Raw genomic sequence first — 26,392 nt, 5'->3', positions numbered from 1 at the left:
CATGGCCTTTGTGGGTTTGGAAGACAAGGCAAGGATGGAGCAGGAAATGTCGTGGGAGGACCGCGATGTACCGGTCACTTTCCACCAGTTGCTGTCACGCACGGCGGAAAAATTCCCCAACAGCAATGCGATGAGCTTTCAGCTGTTGTCCGGCCCGACCGATAAGGCTGAGACGCTGACCTGGTCCGAGCTGTTGGGCAAGGTCAATCAGGCCGCCAACCTGTTCCGGTCCTTGGGCATCGGTGAAAAGGACGTGGTGGCCTACGTGCTGCCCAACTGTAACGAGACGCTGATCACCCTGATGGGCGGCGCGGTGGCCGGGATCGTCAACCCGATAAACCCGCTGTTGGAACCCGAACAGATCGCCGCGATCCTGCGCGAGACCGGGGCCAAGGTGGTGGTGACGCTGAAGTCCTTCCCCAAAACCGATGTCGCGCAAAAGGTCGAAGAGGCAGTGCGCCACGCACCAAAGGTCAACACCATTCTGGAGATTGACCTCAACCGATACCTGACGCCGCCGAAATCCTGGCTGGTGCCGTTCCTGCGCCCCAAGATGGGCGACAAGGCGCATCTGGCCCATGCGGATTACAAGAACTTCAATCAGGAACTGGCCAAGCAACCCACGACGCTGACCTTCGAGGACAGCAAGGAAGACCGTGTTGCCTGCTATTTCCACACTGGCGGCACCACGGGTATGCCCAAGGTGGCACAGCACAAGTATTCTGGCCTGATCTATAACGGCTGGCTGGGCAACACGCTCCTGTTTTCCGAAGAAGACGTGATCATGTGCCCGCTGCCCATGTTCCACGTCTTTGCCGTGCATGTGATCGTGATGGCAGCCGTGTCGTCGGGTGCGCATGTGGTCTTCCCGACCCCAGCCGGGTATCGCGGCGACGGCGTGTTCGACAATTTCTGGAAGTTGATCGAACGCTGGAAAGTATCCTTCATCATCACCGTGCCCACCGCAATTGCCGCCAAGATGCAGCGCCCGGTGGATGCGGATATCTCAACCGTGAAAACGGCATTCTCGGGCTCGGCCCCGTTGCCGGTTGAACTGTTCCGCCGCTTTGAAGATGCAACTGGCGTGACCATCGTCGAAGGCTATGGCCTGACCGAGGCGACCTGTCTGGTCTCGTGCAACCCGGTGGATGGTGAAAAGAAGATCGGTTCGATCGGGATTCCGTTCCCCTATACGGACGTCAAAATTCTTCAGGACGGGCCGGATGGGCCGGTAGAGTCACCCGCAAATGAGATCGGTGAAATCTGTATCTCGAATCCCGGTGTCTATGCGGGCAACACCTATACAGAGGCCGACAAGAATTTGGACCTCTACCACTTCGACAAATACCTGCGTACCGGCGATCTGGGGCGGTTTGACGAGGATGGTTATCTGTGGATCACCGGCCGCGCCAAGGACCTGATCATTCGCGGTGGTCACAATATTGACCCGGCTGAGATCGAAGAGGCTCTGCTGGGCCACGACGCTGTGGCCTTTGCCGGGGCCATCGGCCAGCCCGACTCTTATTCGGGCGAGGTGCCTTGCGCCTTTGTCGAACTGGTCGACGGGGCCAGCGTGACTGAAAAAGAGCTGATGGAGTATTGTAGCGTGCATGTCCATGAGCGCGCGGCGCAACCCAAGCACATGACGATTTTGGATGAACTGCCGAAAACCGCCGTGGGCAAGGTGTTCAAGCCCGAGCTTCGCAAACAGGCGATCACCCGCATCTATAACGGCGCGCTTGAAAAAGCCGGGGTGGATGCACGCGTCGTCTCGGTGATCGACGATAAGAAGCGCGGGCTTGTCGCGCAGCTTGACGCCAACGGTTCCTCGGACGACGATGTCGGTAAGGTGCTGGGATCGTTCACCCGGCCATGGGAATGGGCTGCCTGACCGCGGAGGAACAATGGATTATGAACGTCTGATTGATGAAGAAACCTGGGCGTTCATAAGACGAACGGCTGAAAGCTATCCTGACGACGCGGTCGATCTGACAATCGAGGATCAGCGTCGCGTCTATAACGAGATGTGTCAGGACTTTCGCCAACCCCGGCCTCCGGGTCTGAATGTGCAGGACAAGTCCGCCGACGGCGTGCCTGTCCGCGTCTACACTGCCGGAGATCCAACGCGAACCGTCGTCTATTTTCATGGCGGCGGTTTTGTTGTCGGTGGGCTGGACAGCCACGATGACGTCTGCGCCGAGATTTGCGCGCAGACCGGGTATCGGGTGGTTGCCGTCGATTACCGCCTATGTCCCGAACATGTGCATCCCGCCCAGTTCGAGGACAGTTGGACCGCCACGAATTGGGCAGCCACCGAGTTCGGTGACCCCATGGTTCTGGCCGGAGACAGCGCCGGGGGGAACCTAGCGGCAGCGGTCTCACATTTTGGTCGCGGGCGGCTTGAGGGCATGCTGGGGCAGGTTCTGATCTATCCGGGCTTGGGCGGTGACACTTCGACCGGGTCTTACATCGAACATGCACAAGCGCCACTTTTGACGCTGGACGAAATCAAGTTCTACGAGAAAGTCCGCTGTGGCGGCACGGTTCCGCAAAACGATCCAAGATTTGCGCCTTTGCACGATACCGATTTCTCGGCCCTGCCGCCGACCGTGGTGGTGACGGCGGACTGCGATCCGCTGCGCGATGACGGGGCGATCTATTGCGAGCAAATCGCGGCGGCCGGGGGGGATGCGCATTGGCTCAATGAGCCCGGCCTCGTGCATGGCTATCTGCGGGCGCGGACCTCGGTCAAGCGCGCCGCAGACAGTTTCGAGCGGATTTCCATCGCCATCGAGGCGTTGGGCCAAGAGATCTGGCCCTACGATTGACTCCTTATTTCAGGAACGGCGCGGCCTTCATCGTTTCGGCAATCGGTGCGCCCACGCGGTTCAGAATCGTGGGGGCTAGCTGTAACTGGTCGATGACCGTGCCCACCTCGGGGCCTTCTGCGTCGCCAAAGTAGTACAATGCGGTTTCCTGTTGCAGCGGGCTGCGTCCGCCATGATGGCCGCGCTCATCCTGACCGTGATCGGCGGTGACGATGACCTCATACCCCAACTGCCGCCAGCGGGGGATGAAGGGGGCCAGCATCTCGTCGGCAACGAAACAGGCATGGTCCATTTCCTCGCAATCGTGGAAGAACCGGTGGCCCATGCTGTCCAGCGTGCAGGTGTGCAGGATGCCGTAATCCAGCCCAAAGCGCAGACACAGGTTGGTCAGAGACGCGAACAGGTCTACATCACACGGCGTCATCTGGTTGGCTTTGCCATACCCCGTCATCGAGTGAAAGCGGCCGTGGTTGATGGTCTTGCTGTCCGGTTCGTCATATTCAACATCGCGGACGTAGTCGAACGGGTGGCGGTTGAAGAACTGCGACCAATAGCTGTGGGTCACGGCCCCGGTCACGCCGCCCGCCTCACGCACTTGGCTGAACACGTCCTTGTGGCTTAGGCGGAAGACATTGCCATTACCGGTGCAGCCGTGTTCCTGCGGTGTGACACCGGTATGGATCGAGGCATAGCAACTGGCCGAGGTCGATGGCAGAACCGCGCGCAGTTCCCACACGCGGGCCTCGCCACTCTCGACCCAGCCTTCGAGATTGCCGAACAACCGGCGAAAATTACGCCATGGGACGCCGTCCAGAATGATGAGGAGGAGTTTGCGGTCCATAGTCTGACCCTTTTCTTAAAGACTTCAGGCGACCCTAGGGGATTCGCCGCGCATGGGCTGCCAATTCGCGCCCCGAATAGCAAAATCCCGACACCTGTTTTTGACAGATGCTGGGATTTTGAAGCTTTTATGAGGGCGGGGATTAGTTCCCCGCGCTCTCCATCTTGCGGTGGGCGACAACCTCTTCCAGCCAGCCCAGATGCATCTCGGGCACCGAGCTGAGCAGAAGGTCGGTATAGTCGTCGAACGGTGGGCTCAACACCTCGCTCTTCGACCCGTACCGTGCCACGCGGCCCTGATACATCACCGCGATGCTGTCGCTGATCGCGCGGACCGTCGCCAGATCGTGGGTGATGAACAGATAGGCCACGTCCTCGATCTGCTGCAGGTCCAGCAGCAATTTGAGGATGCCGTCCGCGACCAGCGGGTCCAGCGCCGAGGTGACTTCATCACAGATGATCATCTTGGGTTTGGCCGCCAGCGAACGAGCGATACAGACACGCTGTTTTTGGCCACCGGACAGTTCCGCCGGATAGCGATCGATGAACTTTTCGCCCAGTTCGATCTCATCCAACAATTCGACGATCCGCTTGCGCTTTTCGGCACCGCGCATGTTGAAGTAGAACTCCAACGGGCGACCGATGATCGTGCCGACGGTCTGACGCGGATTCATCGCCGTGTCAGCCATCTGATAGATCATCTGAAGCTCACGCAAATCTTCCAGCGAACGGCCCTTCAGATCGGGGCTCAGTTTGCGCCCGTTAAAGGTGATCTCACCATCACGCGGGGGCAGCAGGCCGGTGATCACACGGGCCAGCGTCGACTTGCCAGAGCCGGATTCACCCACAACCGCCAGCGTCTGCCCCGGATGAAGCTCGACATTAACGTTGTGGAGCACGTCGAAGTTTAGACCCTTATAGCGTGCGGTGATCCCGTCAACGCTCAGCACCGCTTCGGGTGTGGGCTTTTTCTCTTCGTGCTCAATCGACCGCACCGAGACAAGCGCCTTGGTATAGTCTTCCTGAGGCTTGTTGATGATCTGATCGGTATTGCCGTATTCGACCGTATTGCCCATCCGCAGCACCATGATGTCGTCGCTCACCTGCGCCACAACCGCAAGGTCGTGGGTGATGTAGAGCGCGGCAACCCCGGTCGCTGCGATAGCTTCCTTGATGGCCATCAGAACATCGATCTGAGTGGTCACGTCCAGAGCCGTCGTAGGTTCGTCGAACACCACCAGATCAGGCTCGGGACACAGTGCCAGTGCTGTCATACACCGCTGCAGCTGACCGCCCGAAACCTGGTGCGGGTAGCGATCACCGATATTGTCGGGGTCGGGCAGACCCAGCTTGGCGAACAGCTCACGCGCGCGGCCTTCGGCCTCTTTACGCGAGAACTTCTTTTGTTCAACAGCCGCTTCGACCACCTGATCCATGATCTTCTTGGCCGGGTTGAACGACGCGGCGGCGGACTGAGACACATAGGTGACCTCACCCCCGCGCAGCTTGCGGATATCCCCATGAGACGTCTTGAGGATATCGCGCCCGTTCACCCAGACCTCGCCGCCGGTGATTTTCACACCACCCCGGCCATAGGCCATCGAGGCCAGACCGATGGTGGATTTACCGGCACCGGATTCGCCAATCAGACCCAGCACCTTGCCGCGTTCGAGGTCAAAGCTGACCCCGTGCACGATTTCGATGTCATGGGGCTTTTCGCCCGGCGGATAGACGGTCGCGCCGATCTTGAGGTCGCGGACCTTGAGAAGGATATCACTCATCCCCGGCCTCCTTTCAGCGATGTGGTACGGTTCAGGACCCAGTCAGCCACAAGGTTGACCGAGATGGCCAGCGTCGCGATGGCCACAGCGGGGTAAAGCGCCGCGCCGATGCCATAGACGATGCCGTCCTTGTTTTCCTTCACAATGCCGCCCCAGTCCGCCAGTGGCGGCTGAACGCCCAGACCCAGGAAGGACAGGGTCGAGATGAACAGAACCATGAAGATGAACCGCAGACCGAACTCAGCCACCAGAGGCGACAGAGCGTTGGGCAGAATTTCCCGGAAGATGATCCAGCCCCGACCTTCACCGCGCAGCTTGGCTGCTTCGACATAGTCCATCACGTTGATGTCCACGGCGACAGACCGTGACAGGCGATAGGGGCGCGTGGCGTCCAGCAGGCCCATCACCAGGATCAGGATCGGAACAGTTACCGGAACAATTGCTAGGATAACCAGTGCCAAGATCAGCGTCGGGATCGACATGATCAGGTCAACCGTCCGGCTAAGCACCTGATCAGCCCAGCCGCCCAGAACAGCCGCCAGCAAGCCCAGCGACGTGCCGGTGACAAAGCTGAGGATCGTGGCTGCAGCAGCGATGAAGATCGTCGTGCGTCCGCCATAGATCATGCGGGTCAACAGATCGCGCCCGATATTGTCGGTGCCCAGCAGGTGCTCGGAGCTTGAGGGTTCCCAAACATCACCGACCACTTCGGCCATGCCATAGGGCGCAATCAACGGCGCCGCGAAGGCGATGAAAAAGTACAGCCCGGTGAAAAACAGACCGATCATCGCCGAAATAGGAATATTCTTCATCATTTCGGATGCCTCAGTCTTGGGTTGGCAAGGATCGACACAATATCGGCCACCATGTTCAGCCCGATATAAACGGCAGCAAATACGACACCGCAGGCCAGAACGACCGGCACGTCACGTTTGGTCACCGAGTCCACCAGATATTGCCCCATGCCGGGATAGACGAACACCACCTCGACAACGACGACGCCCACGACCAGGTAGGCGAGGTTCAGCATAACGACGTTGACGATAGGAGAGATCGCGTTGGGGAAGGCATGGCGTGCAATGACCTGAAAGTTCGACAGGCCCTTCAGTTCAGCCGTTTCGATATAAGCCGACTGCATCAGATTCAGGATCGCGGCACGGGTCATTCGCATCATCTGTGCCAGAACGACCAGCGTCAGGACGAAGGCGGGCAGCGCGATCGCATTGAGTTTTTCGCCGAAGGACATCGACTCGTTGATCATTGCGAGTGATGAAAACCAGCCCAGTTTCACTGAGATAAAGTAAATCACCACGTAACCGATCAGGAATTCCGGGATAGAAACTGTTGTAAGGGTGATCGCAGAGATCAGTTTATCCGGCCAGCGATTGCGGTACCGGACCGCCAGCAGGCCCAAAAAAATGGCAAGAGGAACCGACACGATTGCAGCGACACAGGCCAGGAACAGGGTGTTCCCCAGTCGTTTGCCGATGCTCTCAGCGATGTCGAGCTTGTTTGTCAGAGATTGACCCAGATCACCTTGTAAGATGCCTCCCAGCCATTCGAAATAGCGGGTCAGAGCGGGACGGTTGAGGCCCATTTCCTCGCGCAGGTTTGCCAGCGCCTCGGGGGTTGCGGATTGGCCAAGGACAGCTTGCGCCGCGTCCCCGGGAAGGGCTTCGGTGAGGCCGAAAATCAGAGCCGATGCACCGAAGAGAAGCAGGATTCCCAGCGCTAGGCGCTGGGAAACCAGTTTGATGATAGGATGCATAATCAGCAGTTCCTATCAGGCGAACCACATCTTGCGGGACATGTTGCCGTTCATCATCTCTTGGGTCGGATCGCTTTCCCAACCTTCCAGTTGATTGCTGACACCTTCAACAAAGTCGTTGAACATCGGGCAGATCAGGCCGCCTTCGTCGCGGACCATCATGCCCATCTGACTGTAGATGTCCTTGCGCTTGTCGTTGTCCAGTTCGGCACGCGCCTGGAACAGCATCTCGTCGAATGCCGGAACCTTGAAGCGGGTGTCGTTCCAGTCTGCAGTCGACAGATACGCGGTCGAGTACATCTGGTCCTGTACCGGACGGCCGCCCCAGTAGGACGCGCAGAAGGGCTGAACATTCCAAACCTCGGACCAGTAGCCATCGTTGGGCTCGCGCTTGATTTCCAGCGGGATACCAGCCTGAGCAGCGGTCTGCTGGAACAGGGCTGCGGCATCCACTGCACCCGGGAAGGCGCCATCGGCAACACGCAGGATGATCGGCGAACCGTCATGCCCCGAGTTCTTGTAGTGCTCGGCCGCTTTTTCGATGCTGAACTCGCGCTGCGGGATCGAGCCGTCAAACAGCGGGTAGGCCGCATTGACCGGCATGTCGTTGCCCACGGTGCCATAGCCGCGCAAGACCTTGTCTACCAGTTCCTGCCGGTTGATCGCGTGCTTCAGCGCCAGACGCAGTTCGTTGTTGTCGAACGGCGCAGTGTCGCAGTGCATGATGAACACATAGTGACCACGGCCAGCGGTCGAATGCACTGTCAGGTTTGGTGCGCGGCCCAGCAGATCGGCCACCTTCGGCTCGACCCGGTTGATCGCGTGGACCTGACCGGACTGCAGTGCGGCGGTACGGGCGGTTGCGTCGTTGATGACCACCACTTCGACGCTGTCGAAATTGCCGAAATCGGGGTTCCAGTGGTTGGCGAACTTCTTGTACACGTGGCGGACGCCGGGTTCATTGACTTCGACCTGATAGGGGCCGGTACCGATGCCAGCGGCGGGGTCTTCCATTCCGCCATCCGGCTGAATGATCAGGTGATAGTCGGCCATCAGATAGGGCAGGTCAGCGTTCGGCTCGGTCAGAGTGACCTGGAAGTTGTCGCCGTCGGCCTTCATCGATTCGATGCCCTTCATGATGCCCAGGGCACCGGATTTCGAATCTTCGTTCGAGTGGCGTTCCATGGTTTTCAGCACGTCTTCGCTGGTCATGGTCTTGCCGTTGTGGAATTCAACGCCCTGACGCAGCTTGAAGGTCCAGACCTTGGCATCGGCGCTGCCTTCAACGCTTTCGGCCAGACGCGGTTCGATCGTGCCGTCAGGCGCAACTTCGACCAGTTGGTCGCCAAATTGTTTGCCGTTCTGGAACGGAACCGAGCTTGCATAGGTTGCCGGGTCCAGCGAGTTGGTGGACTCGCCACCCTGCAGGCCAAATTTAAGGTCGCCACCCTTTTTCGGGCCAGCCGCGCGCGCGGCGTCTGCAAACATGGTGCTGGCCATGGCCGCAGAAACACCCAATGCCGCAGCTTTCCCCATGAATTCGCGGCGGGTGAGCTTGCCAGCTGTGACCTGCTTGGTCATGTGAGTGATTTGTTCGTTCATTATGGTCTCCCAGTTGAGTGGATTGTTGCCCTTTTTGGGCTTTTTATTGACGCATGAGTCAAAGTAGGCGGAATTCGGTCGGGCGGGCAAGAACAAATGTCTGACACTTGAGCGACCGGCATCACATTTGATCCCGAGGTACGGCATCCTCCAGTTGCTTGGTTGATACCAGTTTTTCGCCCTCAAAGGCATCCATGCGGGCCTTGAGGAAAAAGGAATTCTGATCCGCCCACATCTCGCAGGAAGTTTCGGTGCGCAGATCGATACCGTTCCGGCTAATTTCTTGCGTCCATTTGCAATACCCCCGGGCAGAGAGGGGATCGTCCGGGTGGATCGTCCAGCGTTCATGCGCCGTTCCGCCGTGGGTTAGACCGTGTTCGGTGTTGGTGACCAGACCAAAGTCATCCTCGATAGTCAGGTGGGTTTCGCCTGAGTTCATGTCCGTTTCCACCCGCCGCGAATTGCGCGGAGCGCGCAGCGAGGTCTGATCCAGAGGCGGTGCCGAATCGGGCTGTGGAAACGCATATTCGTTATTGGTAGTCGGGCGTTGCGGTATGGTGATGTTGCCCTGCGTCAGGTGTAATTCGGTGCGTTCGGGCGATGGCCAGATCAGCGGCCAATAGGCGCTGGAGATTGCGACCCGCAGCCTATGCCCCTTGGGTAAGCGATAGGCGATGTGATCCAGATCCACTGAAACGTCATATTCGGTGCCCGGCGTCAGCGGTGTGGGTTCCGCGTGGCTGTCGCGATGCGACAGGTTCAGCACACCATAAGTAATGCGTGTCGAGGCCCCATCCGGGTGCACATGGTTCAGCCGAACGGCAATCTGTGCCTGCGGGCGGTCGGCACTCAGCCGCAGACGGATGCGCGGAGCGCCCACGATGTCCATGTCCTCAGCCAGCGTTGTGCCGTCGAAACAGGCCGACAGCGCGTCGTCCGAGCGCTGATCTCCAGGCATGTCGGGGCCCAGCCAGATGGCGCAGTATTCCCCGCCCTCCATACCGCAGGTCTGCGGTGAACGCACCCGAACGTCTAATGGGCCGTCCGGCCCCAAACCGGCATCTGACAAGCCCAGAATCAGGCCGGACAGATGGGACGTGGCCCCACTGGTCTCGGCAATCCAACGCCCGGGTCGTTCGCTATACCAGCGCTGCGGTCGAACGCCATCCATCAGATAGGCACGGTAGGCCGGGTCTTTATCGACGCCTGTATCGATGCCCTTCAGCCAGTGATCCCACCAGCGCAGAGCTTCCTGCAGAAATCCGATCCGCGGTTCGGGCACCGCAAAATGAGGGTACTTGTGCACCCACGGCCCCACGATCCCTTTGACCGGGGCCGTCAGTTGCTCAACCAGCAAAGGCACGGTGTTCTTGTAGGCATCTCCCCAGCCGCCGATCGCCAGAGTTGCCGCCTGGATGGCGTTGAAATCTTCGCAGACCGAGCCGTGCTGCCAATACGCGTCCCGCCGTTGGTGGCGCAGCCAGACCGATGGCAGAAACGGCTCATGCTCCAGCCGTTCCAGCCACATTTCACGCCAGTTCTCGCGCAGATCGGGATCGGGGGGACGGGACGAGTACGACCACATCGTCGCGCCCCAGCCCAGATTCTCATTCAGCAGACAGCCACCTTTATAGTGGATGTCGTCCGCATAACGGTCGGCGGTGGAACACAGGGTGATGATCGCCTTCAAGGGCTCGGGCTGCAGCGCAGCTACCTGAAGTGCGTTGAACCCGCCCCAGCTGATTCCCATCATCCCAATCTTGCCGGTACACCAGGGTTGCTGAGCCAGCCAGTTGATCGTGGCGACGGCATCGTCCAGCTCTTGCTGGGTGTACTCGTCTTCCATCAGCCCTTCGCTGTCACCATTGCCGCGCATATCGACGCGAATGCAGGCATAGCCACGCTCGGCAAGCCACGGGTGGGTTAGTGCATCACGCACCGTCGTTCCGTCGCGTTTGCGATAGGGTAGAAATTCAAGAATGGCGGGGACTGGGTGTTCCGCTGCATCCACAGGGCGCCAGACGCGCGCAGACAAGCGACAACCGTCCGGCATTTCAATGCCAACGTCAGGAAGGTCTTCGATGGTGCGTAGCGCGTTGGCTGGCGGCGTCATTCCAACACTGTCCGGGGGAATTGCAAAACAAGTTGGGTCAAAATCGTCAGATCAGTCGCGGATTGCGACAAGCAAGTCCATTACGTTGGTGCCTGTGGGGCCTGTTACCAGCAATGCGCCCGCGCGATCCAAATAGCTGCCGCTGTCCGCCTGTTGCAGCGCTTGTTCAGCGCCATCGCCCCAGGTGGTTCCGTCAATGATCGCCCCGGCGGCATCTGTTGGGCCATCCGTTCCATCGGTGCCGCCCACGACTACGGTAAGCCCTTCGATCCCTGCAATCTCGCGGGCCAGTGCCAGCGCCAGTCCTTGATTGCGCCCGCCACGCCCTGGGTTTTCGGGCAGGACAACCGTTGGCTCTCCACCAAAAACCATGGCGCCGCTGGGCATGGAGCGAAGACGCTCACCCAGCGTTTCGGCAACTTTCAGAAAATCATCATGCAGACTTTCTTCGTTGGTGAGCACCATCAAGCCCTCGTCCTGCGCCAAATCCACAGCGGCCGCGCGGGCATGAGCATTCGACGCTACGATCTGCGTAGTTGCCTCGAAATTATAACTCTCCGGCAGTGCGCCGATCCCCGAACCGACAACATTCAGGTCGTCCCCGGGCACATCCGAGATTGCCAGCACGGTCGCCTTTTCCCCTTGGAAATGAGACAGAAGCCCACCGCCTTTAATCCTCGATAGCTTGCGGCGTTCGGCGTTCATGGCCGTGATGTCCAGCCCCTCGGCCAGCAGCTGTTTGTTCAACTGCTCCAGATCGGACAGCGTTTTACCCGGCAGCAAATCCTCGGCCAGAGACGACGCCCCACCGGACACCAGCAACAGCAAGTGCGTGCCTGCCTGCATGGCTTCGACCGCCTTGCGCAGCGCCTCACCGCCCTGAAGACTGCGGCTGTCGGGAACGGGATGGGACGCCTCGATTACCGAAACGTGATCCGGCAGGTCACGGCCGTGGTCGTCTTTGGTGACAACAAGCGTCGGGCGTGGGCCGAAATGTTCCAACGCGGCGCGGGCCATGGCGGCAGCGGGTTTGCCCACGGCCAGAATCTGATCTGGTTCGGGGATATCGTGCAGTACTTTGCTGGTCGCCGCGTGACCGCCCACCGCATCGACACCGGCCTGCCAGATGCGAATTGCCTGTTCTTTTCTGTCCATCAGTTTTCCACCCAAATCGTGACCGGCCCGTCATTGACCAGTTCTACCGCCATATCCGCCCCGAATTCACCGGTTTCGACCGGCACACCGTATGCCTCAAGCCGCTGGGCGAAGACCTCATACAGATGCTTGCCGAAGTCCGGTGCTGCCGCTTGGGAGAATCCCGGTCGGTTGCCGCGCGAGGTGTCCGCAGCCAGCGTGAACTGGCTGATCACCAGCGCCGATCCATCGATATCTTTCACCGACCGGTTCATTTTTCTAGCATCATCCTTGAATATCCGCAGTTTCGAGACTTTGGCGGCCAGCTGATCCGCCTTTTTCTCATCATCGTCCAGCATCGCACAGACCAAAACCATCAACCCCGGCCCGGTCTGGCCGATGGTTTTGCCGGCTACCGATACGCTGGCGCGTGAAACTCGCTGTAATAAGGCGCGCAAATTTACTCTCCGCTTGCTGCGTCCGTTACCCGACCCATTCGACAATCTCACTCAGATCAGCGCGGTCGGTACGAAAGCTGTTGGCTGGGTGATCTTTATCCGCATAGCCAAAGGAAATCGCGCACAAAATCATCCGGTCGTCCGGGATGTCAAAATAGCGGCGCAGGAACGGGCTGTAGGTGGCCACCGCCGCCTGTGGGATCGTGGCGACGCCAAGCGCCTGTGCGGCCAATGAGAACGCTGTGACGAACCCACCGCAATCCAGCGCGCCATAGGCCCCAAGTTCCTTCGGGCTGGTGATGATCGCGCAATGCGGTGCACCGAACAGTGAGAAGTTTTCCATCATCTGCCGGGCTGAGGCCGCGCGATCGCCGCGTTCAACACCTACCGCATCATACAAGGCCCAACCGCAGGCGCGGCGGCGGTCTTTGTATGCACCTGAGTATGATGTCGGAAAGGGCACGTCCGGGGCAGGCGCGCCGGTCATGGCTTCTTTTTGCAGTGCCGCGCGGAACTGGTCGGTTTCATCGCCGCTGGTGACAACCACTTGCCAAGGCTGGGCATTGCACCAACTGGGCACGCGCGCAGCACTGGTCAGGATTTGTTCGATTTGTTCCCTTGGGACCAGGTCGGGAAGGAATGCCCGGCATGAATGTCGCACTGCCAGCAATTGGTTCAGATCGGATAGCGTCACACAGGCCTCCCCGCTCGGCGTTGACGCGGCGCAGAATGGCGTCTGCCGGGGGGAAGTTCAAGCGCTAACAATTGTTGGCTTTTGGGCCATTTTACCCTTGTTGACCCGTCGCCATCAGATACCCGACACCGGCCGCCACAAGCAGGCCCAGAAGAACGGCGATGGTGATCTTGATAGCCGACCAGGGGCGTTCCCCCTGAACGCGGCCGGTTCGACCGTTGATGACAAAGCGATAGGTCTGGCCGCGATATTTGTAGGCAGCCATCCAAACCGGCAGAAGGATATGCTTGAAGGTCACATCCCGCACATCCGTGTCAATCGCGTGTATCCGCTGACGGTCGCCACCAATGTCAAAGCGCACGTCCCGCTCAATAACCCGCGCCATATATCCGCGCGCCTCGGAGTATCCTTCCTGCAATTCGACGGTGTAAGCCTCGGCCCGAAACCCCGCCAGATACTCCGGCTGATAGGGCTCCAGCGCGGGTAAATCCCAAGGCTCAAGCGCGTCGGTGTAGCTTTTGGGCAAAGACCGTGCAGCCAGCACAAGCACATCGTCAAAGAATCGCTTCACACGCCCGGATTTCGGAGACCACCGTACCTTGGGCACCTGCTGTTGCACGCGTTTGCCGTCGCGCATGACGGTTCGGGTTTCATAATAGACGGTGCCACGCTCACCGCGATAGCTGGACTGTGTGTCGGCGTCGAACGTCCAGTAGGGTACATAAATTCCCTGCATCTTACGGCCTTTGCGGGCGTAATCCTTCAACCCATTCGGCGCAAACCACAACCGCCCCAGCCAATCACCCATCGCCTTGTGCGCCGTACGTTCATCCAAAGCAAAAGGCAGTACGCCGCGCGGTTTGATGTGCCGATTGACCCCGGTGTCGGTGACCACCGGCGTTGCACAGAACGGGCATTCAGCAGCATGGGTGGCGGGGTCGAACTCGACCTGAGCCGCGCAGTTGGGGCAGGACAGAACGCGCGTTTCTTCGATCTCGGTGTCCGGTAACCGGTCCGCGACAGCTGCGATAAAATCGAGCTCTTTGAGGCTGGCGCCACCCCACGGGCCAGCGCCGATAGCCTCGGAATGCCCGCAGTGATCGCAGGTCAAACTGCCATCAGCGGGGTTAAACCGGTAATCCGCGCCGCATTGCTCGCAGGGAAATCTGTGTTCTTCGGTCATCGTGCAACCCTGTTACTACGCTGGTGCCCGAAGGATCAGGCTCCGGGCGGTGGTGGCGGCAGGATCGTAAACAGTTGCGCTAGTTCCTGCACGTCTCCGGCCTTTTTCCAACCGTCCTGACCGGCAGTCCAGACATGGGTCTCACGGGTGATCTCTCCGTCGCTAGCCATACGGCCCATCTTGGCTTTTGAGAACGGACCGCTGGTCTGCCCATCGACCGCGATATGCCACACATGCTCAACGGGCGGAGGGGGTGGTGGTGTCGCATGCGTTGTCGGTTGCGGGGCAGCGGGGGCGGAACTGCCCCACGGGCCACTCGGTTGACCCGCTGCCATGTTTGCCATTTGGCTGGCCATCGCCATTCCCATCCCCATACCAAGACCCGCGCCCATACCGCCGCCTTGACCGGGATTGTTGGCGGCGGCGGTCATCGCCTCGGCCGCCGAATACTGGGTGAACTTGCCCAGATCGCCCGCCAACCCCATTGAGGTTCGCTTGTCCAGCGCCGCCTCGACCGCAGGCGGAAGTGAGATGTTTTCGATGTAAAACTCAGGCATTTCCAGCCCATAGCTGTCCAACACTGGGGAAACCTCAGCCGCGATCAGCTTACCCAGATCGGCAGTGTTTGCAGCCATGTCCAGAACCGGAATGCCGGAGCCTGCGATGACGCGACTAAACTCCTGCACGATGATGTTGCGGATCTGAAAGCTGATCTCATCCATGGTGAACTCACCATCGGTGCCCACGATCTCGACCATAAATTTTGCGGGGTCTTTGACTCGGATCGTGTAGGTGCCGAAGGCCCGAATACGGGTCGGGCCGAACTCGGGATCGCGCAGCATGATCGGGTTTTTGGTGCCCCATTTCAGATCATTGAAGCGCGTCGTATTGACGAAATAGATCTCGGACTTGAACGGAGACTGAAAGCCATGATCCCAGTGTTGCAGGGTCGTCATGATCGGCATGTTGTTGGTTTCAAGCATATAAAGACCCGGCGTGAATACATCCGCCAACTGCCCTTCATGCACGAAGACCGCCGCCTGACCTTCGCGCACAGTCAGCTTGGCGCCGTATTTGATCTCATGCCCCTCACGTTCGAACCGCCAGACCATGGTGTCGCGTGTGTCGTCGACCCAGTGAATGACGTCGATAAATTCTCCGGTCAGAAAATCGAAAATACCCATTGGTGTCTCCTTTTCTTTGGGCTCAGAGCTGCTGGCCCATCAATTCGCGCGCAATGATCCGCACCACGGGGCGGGCGTCCTCGGCCTTCACTCCGAGTTCCAGGCGCGGGTCGTAGAGCATTGTCAGTAGTTTTTCGTCATGGCTGGTTAGCAGCGCAAACTCGTCATCATCGTTGAAAATCGACGGGCGCGCGGCGGGGCTGTCATTCGACAGTCCAAGGCCCTGTGCAATCTCTTCATGGATGCAACTGCGGCGCAACAGATCAGGCAGTTCAGTACGGATCAGCGTCACCGCACGTACATATCGGTTGGGCGCCGTACTGGTGGCCGATGCAAACACGAAACAGTCGATATTGGCGCGCGGATTCGCGACCAGATCCAGCGAGGCCTGACCGATATTCGGGATCAACTGCTTGAGCCGCATGACCACATAGCTGCTGTCATCCTTGCCCGCAAAAAACACGTGGAAGTTGGCCTTACGATTGACCACCGAAATCGGGTGATCGGTCAGTTTGGCCAGCCGCGCCGTGTAGGCTTCGACTTGCGCGGCATCCTGTTTGCGCGCTTCGGGCGCGACCGACGGGGCGAATTCAGTCTGCACGCGCACCGGACCAGTCCACCGGCTGAGCTGTCCGTCCGTCTTGCGCGAAGACGCGGTCACCGCGTGGTCGGGATACTCACTGTAAAAGGCAATGGCCTCGAAATTGCGCGCCAGGTCGTCGGCGTCATAAGGCGTATCGGGGCCGCCACCGTCTGTGCGCAGCAGACCACGGGTCAGCAGGTCACGCTCAACCCGCTGATAGAACCGGGCCAGATCCTGACTGGCCGCGGACGGAGGGACGTAGGCGTTGGGCGCAGGCGCGGGTGCCACTGGGCGCGGTTGCGGAACAACCGAAGACGTCAACGTTTCATCGCAGTTGGCCAAAGCCAACAGCGCGACAAAACCAAATAGAGGTTTCAGATATCCCGATACCCGCACGCGCAACCCGCCGTCAGCTCGGAACAGCCGCGCCGGCATTGTCGCCGATGCCGTCCTGACGCGCCTTGGCCGAGGCCAGCGTGTCGCGCAACTCGGCTTCCATCTTCTGCAGTTCCTGCTCGGCGGCGGCGCGTTTGGCCTTTCCTTCGTCCGCGATGGCGAGGCTTTCGTTGATGGTGCCGATCAGGTCAGCGTTGGCCTGTTTGACAGCTTCGATGTCGAACACGCCACGCTCCATTTCCTCGCGGATCATCTTGTTGGAATCGCGCAGGTTGGCGGCGTTCGAGGTCAGCAGTTCGTTGGTCAGATCATTGGCGTCACGCACGGCGGCGGCGGCTTCGGCGCTGCGCTGGATGGTGACGGCCTGCGCCAGTTGGGTTTCCCACAGCGGCACGGTGTTCACCAGCGTCGAGTTGATCTTGGTTACTAGGGATTTGTCGTTTTCCTGCACCAGCCGGATCGAGGGCAGCGACTGCATCGTCACCTGACGGGTCAGTTTCAGGTCGTGCACACGGCGTTCCAGATCATCCCGCGCGGCGCGCATGTCACGCAGTTCCTGCGCTTTCATGACCTGTTCTTCTTCGGGAGCCGCCTGAACCTCGGCCTCTTTTTCCGGAATGTCGTGGCTGTCCAGCTCGGTCAGCTTTTCCTCACCCGCCGCGATGTAAAGCGCCAGTTCGTCATAGAACCCCAGCGTCTTTTCATAAAGCAGGTCGAGCGATTTGATGTCTTTCAACAGCGTGTGTTCATGACCCAGCAGGTCGTCGGTGATACGGTCGATCTGCCCCTGGACCTCTTCGTATTGAGCAGTGAACTTGGCGAATGGCGCGGCACGACCCATCAGTTTCTCCCACCAGCTGCGTTCGCGGCGCACATCCAGTTCGCTGACCGAAAAGCCGCGGATCGTGGTGACAATGTTGCGCAGGCTGTCCCCGGCGGGCCCTACATCCTTGTTGCGTACGTCCGCAAGCATCGCCTGGCTGATCTCCTGCAACTCGGCCTGTGCGGACGATCCGAAAGAGACGATCGAGTTGGTGTTCTCCATGTCGATCTCGTCCATCCGCTTGCGGATTTCAGCGCTTACAGGTTCGTCTGCTTCTTCAAGAGAGACAACTTCGGCAACAGGCTCGGGCAGAGCAACGGCGGTTACTTCCTGAACCAACGTTTCGGCCTCGACCGCCTTGTTCTTGATTGCATCGGACATGGGGTAATCCTTTCTCAAATAACTGTCCGGTCAGTCCAACCGGACGCCTTCGCGCTGTAACCGCTCGCGCAATACGTCAATTTCAACCGTCAGATCACTACGGTCATCCAAAAGCATCTTGCGGGTGCGGGCCGCGAAATTCTGTTCCAGATCGTCTAGCAGGGCGGTGTAGTCAGCCAGCGCCTGCGCATCACGGGTTCGGGCATAGACATCGGAGAACTTCACTGTCGCATCGCGCGCACCCTGCAGATAGACAGTCAGATACTTGCGGGCACCGGCCAGATCGCGCGGGTCTTCCTCGACCGTGCGGAACAGGTCGCGGGCTGTGTCCTGAAAACGTTCGACCCGTGCCTCGACCCGTCGATCGCCGGCGCGCTTGATGGCGTCGGTCATTTCGGACAGGTGCGTTTCGGCGTCTTCGACCACACGGGCGACGCGGTCCTGTTGAAAGGTATCGATCCCTTCCATGCCCTTGTCCTTCATCGGGTCCAGCCCGAAAGACACCGAATGCAGCACCGTGGCCACCGCGCCAAACAGGATAGGGGCCACCAGACTGGCCTGCGCGGCGGTCTCGGCGTCCAGATACTCGGACCGATAGGCGGCCAGCGCAGTACCAAGGCCGGTTAGAACGCTGGCGATAATCTTGCGGGGAAAGGCAGGGCGGCGCGCAGTGCGGCGTGCGTTAAAGGCAGCCTCGGCGCGCAAACCCTCGCGCAGCATAAAGGCCGCGCCGGTCAGCAGGCCTGCTGCGATCAGCCCGATCGTCATCCCGATTGCGCCGTCGTTCAGCGACAGAAATACCAGCGGAATGGCAGGCAGGAACAGGATGTTTACCCGCGCGCCCGCCGGTTCGACCCGTGCGCCGTGGAATTGCCCGCGCGGCGGTTTGTCGTCGTCAGACCCGCCGCCTTGTGGGCTGAATTTTCCGCCATATCGCTGTGACATGCGCTACAGGCCCCCCAGCACGCCGGTGCAGACACCGAACAACAGCACCAACAGGGCCGCGTAGGCCAGTTTTTGAACTCCGGTCCCTGACATGACGCCCCCCAAAAGCAACGCTCACGGAAAATTTAGGCGATACGAGGGCTTGGCGCTAGGGGGAAGGTTACTAAACCCGCGTCACTTGCGAGATTTCTTGCCGACAGGTGCCCGTTTTCTTTGCGGTCGCGCCGGACGTTTCGGCTTGGTTTCGGGTTCCGCGTCCAGCCCCAGCTGATCGCGCATCACGCGGCGGCGGATCTCCTCAACCTCTCCCGGTTTCAGACTGCCCAGCTGAAATGGCCCGTAGGAGACGCGCAGCAGGCGGTTCACCGCATAGCCGATATCTTCCATCGCGCGGCGAATCTCGCGGTTCTTGCCTTCGCGCAGGCCGATGGTCAGCCAGGCGTTTGCGCCCTGCTGACGGTCCAGCGAGACATCCATGGGCAGAAAACGCTCGCCCTCTATCACCAAACCTTTGCGCAACGGCGCAAAATCCTCGTCCTTAGGCCGTCCATTCACCCGAACACGGTATTTCCGCAGCCATCCGGTCGAAGGCAGTTCCAGCTTTCGCTTGATACCGCCATCGTTGGTCAGCAGCAGCAACCCTTCCGAATTCAGGTCCAGCCGCCCAACGCTCATGACGCGGGGCATATCCTCGGGCAGGTTGTCGAAAATGGTCGCGCGGCCTTTTTCGTCGCGCGTCGTCGTCACCAGACCGGGCGGTTTGTGATAGAGCCACAGGCGCGAGGGTTCCGGTTCGGACACCGGTTTGCCATCCACGGTGATCTTGTCTTTGCCGGTGACGTTCAGGGCAGGGCTGTCGATGGTCTTGCCATTCACGGTCACACGACCGGCTTCGATCATGCGTTCCGCTTCACGGCGCGAGGCGATACCTGCGCGGGCAAGGACTTTGGCGATCCGGTCGCCGGGAGGAGGGGTTTTGGTCATCCGCAGGCCATAGCGCATCCCGCCCGCTTGCGAAAGGCAGGTTTCTGTAGCAGTCAGAGGCATGGAGTTCAGATCGCATATGGATAAGGCGCTGATTGAGGCGCGCGCAGCGGCAGATCGTGGAGAGGTGCCGGTGGGGGCCGTCATCGTCGCGCCTGATGGTCGTGTTGTCGCGGCTGCGGGCAATCGGACGCGCGAACTGAACGACCCCACCGCCCATGCCGAGATTCTGGCCCTGCGCGCCGCCTGCGCTGAGGCCGGGTCTGAACGGCTGCCCGACCACGACCTCTATGTGACGTTGGAACCCTGTGCGATGTGCGCGGCGGCGCTGGCCGCGGCGCGTATCCGGCGGATTTATTACGGCGCCGCTGATCCGAAATCCGGCGGCGTGGCGCATGGTGCGCGTGTATTCTCTCATAAACAGGCGCACCATGTTCCCGAGATTTACGACGGCATCGCCGGGCAGGAATCCGCAGACCTGCTGAAAGCCTTCTTTGCCGAACGGCGTGATCCTAGAGAGTGATCGGTTTCATCAACTCCGGTTCGATCACATCCACCCCAGGCAACCCGTCGATCAACGCCTGAGCGGATTGTTCCAGAATCGGGAAGGTCTTGTAGTGGCAGGGAATCACTGTCTGGAAGTTGAAATACCGCTTGGCTGCGTAAGCCGTGGCTTTCATATCCATGGTGAAATGACCGCCCGCTGACAGGATGCCGATATCGGGTTTGTAGTAGTCTCCCATCCAATCCATGTCCGCCATGATGTCGGTGTCGCCTGAAACATAGAGCATATGCCCTTCCGAGGCGATCATAAAACCGACCTCGCTGCCACCGGTACGCAAGCCGTCGGGCGTTGAGAACGTCGAACTGTGAGAGGCCGGAACCATCGTCACCTTGACGCCGTTCAGGTTCACCGTGCCGCCTTTGTTGAAACCTATGGTTTCAAGTCCTTCGGCCTCACTCCAATACCCCATCAGGTCGTACTGGCCTACAACGGGCACTTTCAGATGCTTGGCCAGTGACACCACGTCGGCCACATGATCGAAATGCGTGTGCGTCAGAAGGATATGCGTCGCCCCGTCCAGAGCATTGTCGTGATGCGCTTCGTCCAGCACCGGATTTCCGGTCAGCCAGGGGTCGATCAGTAGAACCTGCCCTTCGGTTTCGATGCGAAAACTGCCGTGCCCCAGCCAAATGATGTTCATGAAAACGTCCTCCCAAAACAAGCTCTTGGCATCAGCCTAGCATCGGTTATGTAAAAGTTCATGGACTGGTTTCAGGAAATTGACGGATATTGCGAGCGCCTGTCGCCCGCCTATTGGGCTGAGCCGATAAACGCGGTGACAAATGCGGCGTTTCTGGTCGCGGCGTTCATCATGTGGCGGCGCGTACGCGGGCAGCGGATGCCTCTGGCGATGGTGCTGGTGATCATCCTCGCGGGAATCGGATTGGGCAGTTACCTGTTTCACACCCATGCGCAGGTTTGGGCGGCAATGGCCGATGTTGCGCCGATCTTGCTGTATATCCTGGTCTATATCTTCGCCATCAATCGTGATGTCTGGCTTATGCGTCCGACCTATGCCCTGATCGTCGCCGCCCTGTTCGTGCCGTACGCTGTAGCCACAATCCCCTTGTTTCAGTTCATCCCGGGTTTGGGCGGGTCGTCGGCTTATGCTCCGGTGCCGCTACTGATTCTGATCTACGCATTTCTGCTGCGCAAACGCGTACCCGACACTGCGCGCGGCCTTGCGATCGGCGCAGGCATCCTGATCGCCTCAATCACCTTCCGCGCGTTGGATGAACCCCTTTGTGCCCTGCTTCCGCTGGGCACGCATTTCATGTGGCACATTCTGAACGCCACCATGCTGGGCTGGATGATCGAGGTTTATCGCAGGCACATGGTCCGTGCGTCTCAGCCCTGAAAGGCTGCAGCCAGATGTTCCGGCAAGTCAAACTCGGACAGAACCCGCGCGCGGCCCTCGGCCGACATCTTGCGTGCGGTCTTTTCGACGATGTTCTGGATTTTCTCGGCTGAGTGTTTCTCGGCGAAAGGCGCGAAATACCATTTCAGGAAAACGAAGCAGATCACATCTTCCAGCGCCTGAACCTCGTCGTCGCGCTTGATGCCCTGTTTGCGCAGCATCCGCCCGGCGGCTTCGATCTCATCCGCACTGTAACCGGCCTGTTCCATAATCGCCATGACAACGTCCGCGTGATGGACGCCTTGCGCCTTGCGCCAGGCCAGATATCCGGCGCGGCCCTCGGGATATTCGCTGCGCGCCAGTTTCCAACGTTCAACATGCTGACCCCGAGCCGCAATCTGCAGCACATCCGAAGCGTCCGGGAAAAGTCGGTCCAGTTCGGCGCTCATGCGCTGGCCGTACAGCAACTCGATCGGTTGGCCGTTATCATGGTTGGGGTCTTGGGTGTTGGCCGCATCAATTGCGTCCAGAACTGCTTGTTTGCGCGCGCTCATATTCCGCTCCGTTGGCTTGCCGAACCTGATGCTTGGTTCGGCGGATCACTGTGTTCACCCTAGCGGTTGGCCGTATTAAGCGCAGCAGTCAATTGCAGCTTTTCCGGGCCGGACGTCGAATACCCGACCCGGACAGGGGGTTATGTCATTTACCCAGTTTGGTCTGATCCTGCGTGACGGGCGCCGAGACTGTTTCGGGGAATGTCAGGTCGCGCGTCAGGGTGTTCATGGTGGGGCCAAAGGCCTGGGCCTGGGCAGCAAGAACAGTGGTGGCCAGTACAAATGCAGTCATGAACGTTTTCATTGTCTTTCTCCGGTTTAAGGCTGTGCCGTGACATTTGAAATGAACAGTTCGGTTCACTTTTTCAAGCATCAAAATGAACTATTCGGTTTACTTTTACGTATAGGGGATATGCAAAATTGAATGGCACTTGCCATGTGCGGGCCGAAACGGGGTGGATCGACCCCTCGGCGGTCTTGCGACCCGGACCCCAGACAGGTAAATGCCCCCTAACGCATATGAGGTTTTCCGATGTCGATTGACCAAAGCACCGCCGCCAAGGTGGCCAAACTGGCCCGGATCAAGGTCGAGGACGACGCGCTGCCCGCGCTGGCGTCCGAGTTCAACACTATCCTTGGGTTCATCGAGCAACTGAACGAAGTGGATGTCGAAGGCGTCGAGCCGATGGTCTCGGTCGAGCCGATGCGCTTGAAGCGTCGTGAGGATGTGGTCACCGACGGAAACCAGCAGGACAAGGTTCTGGCCAATGCCCCCGACGCGCGCGAAGGCTTTTTCGCAGTCCCCAAAGTGGTGGAGTAAGACATGAGCGATCTGAACAAACTGGGCCTGGCCGAGGCCCGCGACGCGCTGCGCAAGGGTGAAGTGACCTCGGTTGAACTGACCGAATCCTGCCTGAAGGCCATTGATGAGGCCGACGCGCTGAACGCTTTTGTCCATAAGACGCCCGAGATTGCGCTGGAACGCGCCAAGGCTGCGGATGAGCGGATCAAGGGTGGCGACGCGCCGTCCATGTGTGGCCTGCCAATCGGTATCAAGGACCTGTTCTGCACCAAGGGCGTGCCCTCGCAGGCGGCGTCGAAAATTCTGGAAGGGTTCAAGCCCGAATATGAATCCACCGTGTCGCAGCAACTGGCCGATGCTGGCGCTGTGATGCTGGGCAAGCTGAACATGGACGAATTCGCTATGGGTTCGTCCAATGAGACCTCGGTCTATGGCAACGCGGTCAGCCCTTGGCGTCGCGGCAATGATGATGCGCAGTTGACCCCGGGCGGCTCGTCGGGGGGCTCGGCGTCGGCTGTGGCCGCTGATCTGTGTCTGGCGGCAACCGGTACCGACACCGGTGGCTCGATCCGTCAACCTGCCGCGTTCACTGGCATCACCGGCATCAAACCGACCTATGGCCGTTGCTCGCGTTGGGGCATCGTGGCCTTCGCGTCCTCGCTGGATCAGGCCGGTCCGATGACCAAGAATGTGCGCGATGCGGCGATCATGCTGGAAACCATGTGCGGCCACGACCCCAAGGATTCCACCAGCGCCGAACTGGCCGTGCCAAATTTCGAGGCGATGCTGACCGGCGACATCAAGGGCAAAAAGATCGGTATTCCGAAAGAATACCGCATGGATGGTATGCCCGCCGAGATCGAAAAGCTCTGGGCCGACGGTGCCGAGATGCTGAAAGCCGCAGGTGCCGAGATCGTTGATATCTCGCTGCCGCATACGAAATACGCGCTGCCTGCGTATTATGTGATTGCCCCTGCCGAGGCATCCTCGAACCTCGCCCGCTACGACGGTGTCCGCTATGGCCGTCGTGCGCAACTGGCACAGGGTGATGGCATCACCGAGATGTATGAGAAAACCCGCGCCGAGGGCTTCGGCCACGAGGTTCAGCGCCGTGTCATGGTTGGTACCTACGTGTTGTCGGCCGGTTTCTACGACGCCTATTACAACCGCGCCCGCCGTGTCCGGACCCTGATCAAGAAAGACTTCGAGGATGTCTTTGCCGCAGGTGTCGATGCGATCCTGACCCCGGCAACGCCGTCGGCTTCGTTTGGACTGGGCGAGATGACCGAGGCTGATCCGGTTCAAATGTACCTCAACGATGTCTTCACCGTGACGGTGAACCTTGCCGGTTTGCCGGGTGTCTCGGTGCCTGCCGGTCTGGATAAGCAAGGCCTGCCGCTTGGTCTGCAACTGATCGGGCGTCCTTGGGAAGAGGGTGATCTGCTGAACACTGCTTATGCGCTGGAAAGCGCCGCCGGGTTTGTGGCCAAGCCGGGCAAATGGTGGTAATCCTCAGGTCAGGCAAGACAACGCAAAACGGAGCAGTTGGATGCGCTTTACGCTTCTGATCCCCGCAATCGGATTGGTCGCCGCCTGTAATACGGTGGCTCCTGTTGGTGGCCCGGACTTCAACACACCCGCCTATCAGGCGCAGCGTGAAGCTCAGCTGGCAGGGCAGGGATACACCGGAAATCCGCTGCTTGGTCCCTCTGAAGTGACCGAACAACAATTGGGTGCGCCGGGAACTGATGCGCCTGTTCCTTCAGGTGACAATGCAGACCTTGCTTCGGCGACTGCAGCCGCGCTGGCCAGCACGTCCGGTCAAAGCACTATAATTTCAGAACCGTCGCCGGTCGAAGATCCAATCAGCAATGGAATCTCTGACGAACAGGATTTCGAAGCGGTTTCTGGTCGTCGCACTATCGAATCCGATGCTGCAAGGATCGAACAGAACCGCCAGACCTATCAGGTCGTCGAGCCTACGGCCGTCCCTCAGCGGGGAACCGATGGCCAGCCGAATGTTGTGCAATATGCGCTGAACACATCGAATCCTGTCGGAACCCAGCTGTACAGTCGCGCTGGGTTCAACCTTGAGGCCAAAGCCCAGCGTAACTGTGCCCGCTATCCTTCTGCGGATCAGGCGCAGATTGATTTCTTGTCCAACGGCGGGCCGCAGCGAGATCGCAAAGGGCTGGATCCGGATGGTGACGGATATGCCTGCGGCTGGGACCCAAGCGCGTTCCGCAGTGCCGTCAACAACTGAGCCGCTAACGCCCATTTGGCATCCGTCCCCTAACTTCGGTGAACGAAGGGACGGGCTGATGCCCTCTTTGGTGGTCATCCATTACACCGCGATGGACAGCGCTCAGGCTGCACTGGATCGTTTGTGCGATCCCGAATGTGAAGTTTCGGCGCATTACCTGATAGGTCGCGATGGCACGGTGTGGCAGATGGTGCGGGAAACCCATCGCGCCTGGCATGCCGGGGCAGGAGAGTGGCATGGTCAAAGCGACATAAACTCCCGCTCGATCGGAATTGAGCTGGACAATACTGGCTTTCATCCCTTCTCAGAACTTCAGATGACCGGGCTTGAAATCTTGCTGCGTCAGATCATAAAGCGGTGGTCGATCACGCCAGAAGGGGTGATTGGGCATTCTGATATGGCACCTGGACGTAAGTTCGACCCTGGCCAACGGTTCGACTGGCAGCGTTTGGAACGCCTTGGATTGGCTGCTCGGCGCGGCGTTGATGAAGGGCCGCAGGACGCTCCACCGGCTTTGTTCAGGGCATTGGCCCACGACGCGGGCTTCACCGCCGATACTGATGACGCAACTTTGCTTGAGGCTGTGCGCCTTAGGTACCGCCCATGGGGCAAAGGCCCACTGGCACCCGCCGATTTCACTCCGTTCGGGAAAACGGCTTTCAGGGCGTGATCTACTTTTTAACAGGTAAAGGCCGATGCGTGGGTTCAAGCCAATGGCTACTCTTGACGCGGTCGAGGCCACGGACTACGCAAGCGCTCGCGCGGAGGGCCGGATGGCCGCTGGGGCTTTGGCCCGAGAGGAAAGTCCGGACTCCACAAGACAACGGTGCCGGGTAACGCCCGGGCGGGGCAACCCGACGGAAAGCGCCACAGAAATCAGACCGCCCTGTTTTCAGGGTAAGGGTGAAACGGTGGGGTAAGAGCCCACCGCGCCGCTGGCAACAGTGGCGGCACGGCAAGCCCCACCGGGAGCAATGCCAAATAGGGTCCCCGCGCGGGTTGGTCGGCGTCAGCCGATACCACCGCTAAGCGCGTCTTGGCCGAGAGGGACCGGGTTGGCAGCTTGAGCCGCGCAGCAATGCACGGCCTAGAGGAATGGTCATCGAAGGGGGCAACCCCGGAACAAGATCCGGCTTACAGGCCCTCCGCGCGTT

25 protein-coding genes, 1 other RNA gene and 1 pseudogene are annotated in these 26,392 nt (G+C 59.6%); 9 read left to right on the top strand and 18 right to left on the bottom strand.

Annotated features, from left to right (window positions below; all coding sequences use genetic code 11):
- The first annotated feature begins 1 nt into the window (after position 1).
- Positions 2-1,891: an acyl-CoA synthetase gene (locus GOW98_RS10730; RefSeq protein ID WP_170331797.1), complete on the top strand. Its 1,890-nt coding sequence runs from the start codon at positions 2-4 to the stop codon at positions 1,889-1,891.
- Between the two features lie 13 nt (positions 1,892-1,904).
- A complete protein-coding gene (locus GOW98_RS10725) occupies positions 1,905-2,828 on the top strand; it encodes an alpha/beta hydrolase (RefSeq protein WP_170331795.1) in 924 nt (307 codons plus the stop codon).
- A 4-nt stretch (positions 2,829-2,832) separates the two neighbouring features.
- Here GOW98_RS10725 and GOW98_RS10720 read toward each other — a convergent pair whose 3' ends face one another.
- From GOW98_RS10720 to GOW98_RS10650, 15 genes and pseudogenes are all read right to left on the bottom strand, one after another.
- The gene (locus GOW98_RS10720; protein WP_170331793.1) at positions 2,833-3,669 is read right to left on the bottom strand and encodes an alkaline phosphatase family protein; all 837 of its coding nucleotides are present in this window, start codon (positions 3,667-3,669) and stop codon (positions 2,833-2,835) included.
- Between the two features lie 142 nt (positions 3,670-3,811).
- On the bottom strand, positions 3,812-5,449 hold the full coding sequence (locus GOW98_RS10715; RefSeq protein ID WP_170331791.1) for an ABC transporter ATP-binding protein: 1,638 nt from the start codon (positions 5,447-5,449) through the stop codon (positions 3,812-3,814).
- Complete coding sequence (locus GOW98_RS10710) at positions 5,446-6,261, bottom strand: ABC transporter permease (protein ID WP_170331789.1); 816 nt, start codon at positions 6,259-6,261, stop codon at positions 5,446-5,448. The genes GOW98_RS10715 and GOW98_RS10710 overlap by 4 nt, the downstream gene beginning before the upstream one ends.
- A complete protein-coding gene (locus tag GOW98_RS10705; protein ID WP_170331787.1) occupies positions 6,261-7,217 on the bottom strand; it encodes an ABC transporter permease in 957 nt (318 codons plus the stop codon). The genes GOW98_RS10710 and GOW98_RS10705 overlap by 1 nt, the downstream gene beginning before the upstream one ends.
- Positions 7,218-7,232: 15 nt before the next feature.
- Complete coding sequence (locus GOW98_RS10700) at positions 7,233-8,819, bottom strand: ABC transporter substrate-binding protein (protein ID WP_170331785.1); 1,587 nt, start codon at positions 8,817-8,819, stop codon at positions 7,233-7,235.
- A gap of 121 nt (positions 8,820-8,940) precedes the next feature.
- Positions 8,941-10,932, bottom strand: a complete 1,992-nt coding sequence (locus tag GOW98_RS10695) for a CocE/NonD family hydrolase (RefSeq protein WP_170331783.1) — start codon at positions 10,930-10,932, stop codon at positions 8,941-8,943.
- A 51-nt stretch (positions 10,933-10,983) separates the two neighbouring features.
- A complete protein-coding gene (locus GOW98_RS10690) occupies positions 10,984-12,087 on the bottom strand; it encodes a glycerate kinase type-2 family protein (protein WP_170331781.1) in 1,104 nt (367 codons plus the stop codon).
- Positions 12,087-12,524, bottom strand: coding sequence for a D-aminoacyl-tRNA deacylase (dtd, locus tag GOW98_RS10685; RefSeq protein ID WP_170331778.1), 438 nt, complete (start codon positions 12,522-12,524; stop codon positions 12,087-12,089). Before dtd ends, GOW98_RS10690 begins: the two co-directional genes overlap by 1 nt.
- Before the next feature lie 25 nt (positions 12,525-12,549).
- Positions 12,550-13,218: a nitroreductase gene (locus tag GOW98_RS10680; RefSeq protein ID WP_170331776.1), complete on the bottom strand. Its 669-nt coding sequence runs from the start codon at positions 13,216-13,218 to the stop codon at positions 12,550-12,552.
- Between the two features lie 91 nt (positions 13,219-13,309).
- The gene (locus GOW98_RS10675; RefSeq protein WP_170331774.1) at positions 13,310-14,401 is read right to left on the bottom strand and encodes a TFIIB-type zinc finger domain-containing protein; all 1,092 of its coding nucleotides are present in this window, start codon (positions 14,399-14,401) and stop codon (positions 13,310-13,312) included.
- Between the two features lie 35 nt (positions 14,402-14,436).
- Positions 14,437-15,585, bottom strand: a complete 1,149-nt coding sequence (locus GOW98_RS10670; protein WP_170331772.1) for an SPFH domain-containing protein — start codon at positions 15,583-15,585, stop codon at positions 14,437-14,439.
- Positions 15,586-15,607: 22 nt separating this feature from the next.
- Positions 15,608-16,603 carry a DUF2927 domain-containing protein gene (locus GOW98_RS10665; protein ID WP_170331770.1) on the bottom strand — a complete coding sequence of 332 codons (996 nt, stop codon included), beginning with the start codon at positions 16,601-16,603 and terminating at the stop codon, positions 15,608-15,610.
- Positions 16,578-17,768 (bottom strand): toxic anion resistance protein, encoded by a 1,191-nt coding sequence (locus GOW98_RS10660; protein WP_170331768.1) that lies wholly within the window; start codon positions 17,766-17,768, stop codon positions 16,578-16,580. The genes GOW98_RS10665 and GOW98_RS10660 overlap by 26 nt, the downstream gene beginning before the upstream one ends.
- Before the next feature lie 30 nt (positions 17,769-17,798).
- A complete protein-coding gene (locus GOW98_RS10655; RefSeq protein ID WP_170331767.1) occupies positions 17,799-18,713 on the bottom strand; it encodes a 5-bromo-4-chloroindolyl phosphate hydrolysis family protein in 915 nt (304 codons plus the stop codon).
- 177 nt (positions 18,714-18,890) lie between these two features.
- A pseudogene (locus tag GOW98_RS10650) lies at positions 18,891-19,697 on the bottom strand (pseudouridine synthase); the annotation flags it as partial.
- Positions 19,698-19,758: 61 nt separating this feature from the next.
- Between GOW98_RS10650 and GOW98_RS10645 the strand changes: the two are divergent.
- Complete coding sequence (locus GOW98_RS10645) at positions 19,759-20,220, top strand: nucleoside deaminase (protein ID WP_170331762.1); 462 nt, start codon at positions 19,759-19,761, stop codon at positions 20,218-20,220.
- On the opposite strand, the gene GOW98_RS10640 is transcribed toward GOW98_RS10645, so the two are convergent.
- The gene (locus tag GOW98_RS10640; protein ID WP_170331760.1) at positions 20,210-20,902 is read right to left on the bottom strand and encodes a metal-dependent hydrolase; all 693 of its coding nucleotides are present in this window, start codon (positions 20,900-20,902) and stop codon (positions 20,210-20,212) included. The two genes, GOW98_RS10645 and GOW98_RS10640, sit on opposite strands and share 11 nt — an antisense overlap.
- Positions 20,903-20,962: 60 nt before the next feature.
- Between GOW98_RS10640 and GOW98_RS10635 the strand changes: the two genes are divergently transcribed.
- Positions 20,963-21,619: a ceramidase domain-containing protein gene (locus GOW98_RS10635; RefSeq protein ID WP_170331758.1), complete on the top strand. Its 657-nt coding sequence runs from the start codon at positions 20,963-20,965 to the stop codon at positions 21,617-21,619.
- On the opposite strand, the gene GOW98_RS10630 is transcribed toward GOW98_RS10635, so the two are convergent.
- Together GOW98_RS10630 and GOW98_RS10625 are read right to left on the bottom strand one after the other, a co-directional pair.
- Positions 21,610-22,173 (bottom strand): DUF4202 domain-containing protein, encoded by a 564-nt coding sequence (locus tag GOW98_RS10630; protein WP_170331757.1) that lies wholly within the window; start codon positions 22,171-22,173, stop codon positions 21,610-21,612. The two genes, GOW98_RS10635 and GOW98_RS10630, sit on opposite strands and share 10 nt — an antisense overlap.
- 145 nt (positions 22,174-22,318) lie before the next feature.
- Positions 22,319-22,477, bottom strand: a complete 159-nt coding sequence (locus GOW98_RS10625; RefSeq protein ID WP_170331755.1) for a hypothetical protein — start codon at positions 22,475-22,477, stop codon at positions 22,319-22,321.
- Between the two features lie 228 nt (positions 22,478-22,705).
- On the opposite strand from GOW98_RS10625, the gene gatC reads away from it, so the two are divergent.
- From gatC to rnpB, 5 genes are all read left to right on the top strand, one after another.
- A complete protein-coding gene (gene gatC, locus GOW98_RS10620) occupies positions 22,706-22,993 on the top strand; it encodes an Asp-tRNA(Asn)/Glu-tRNA(Gln) amidotransferase subunit GatC (RefSeq protein ID WP_170325838.1) in 288 nt (95 codons plus the stop codon).
- 3 nt (positions 22,994-22,996) lie between these two features.
- Positions 22,997-24,484 (top strand): Asp-tRNA(Asn)/Glu-tRNA(Gln) amidotransferase subunit GatA, encoded by a 1,488-nt coding sequence (gene gatA / locus GOW98_RS10615; RefSeq protein WP_170331753.1) that lies wholly within the window; start codon positions 22,997-22,999, stop codon positions 24,482-24,484.
- A 40-nt stretch (positions 24,485-24,524) separates the two neighbouring features.
- Positions 24,525-25,238, top strand: a complete 714-nt coding sequence (locus GOW98_RS10610) for a hypothetical protein (protein WP_170331751.1) — start codon at positions 24,525-24,527, stop codon at positions 25,236-25,238.
- A 58-nt stretch (positions 25,239-25,296) separates the two neighbouring features.
- Entirely contained in the window at positions 25,297-25,908 is a 612-nt protein-coding gene (locus tag GOW98_RS10605; RefSeq protein ID WP_254437972.1) for an N-acetylmuramoyl-L-alanine amidase, read from the top strand.
- Positions 25,909-25,999: 91 nt separating this feature from the next.
- Positions 26,000-26,391, top strand: an RNA gene (gene rnpB / locus GOW98_RS10600) — RNase P RNA component class A.
- Position 26,392: the final 1 nt, after the last annotated feature.

This window comes from Ruegeria arenilitoris (assembly GCF_013032445.1).
In the GTDB taxonomy this organism is placed as follows: domain Bacteria; phylum Pseudomonadota; class Alphaproteobacteria; order Rhodobacterales; family Rhodobacteraceae; genus Ruegeria; species Ruegeria arenilitoris_F.
The sequence above is the reverse complement of the archived record's forward strand: the minus strand, read 5'-3'. Positions and strand labels throughout refer to the sequence as shown.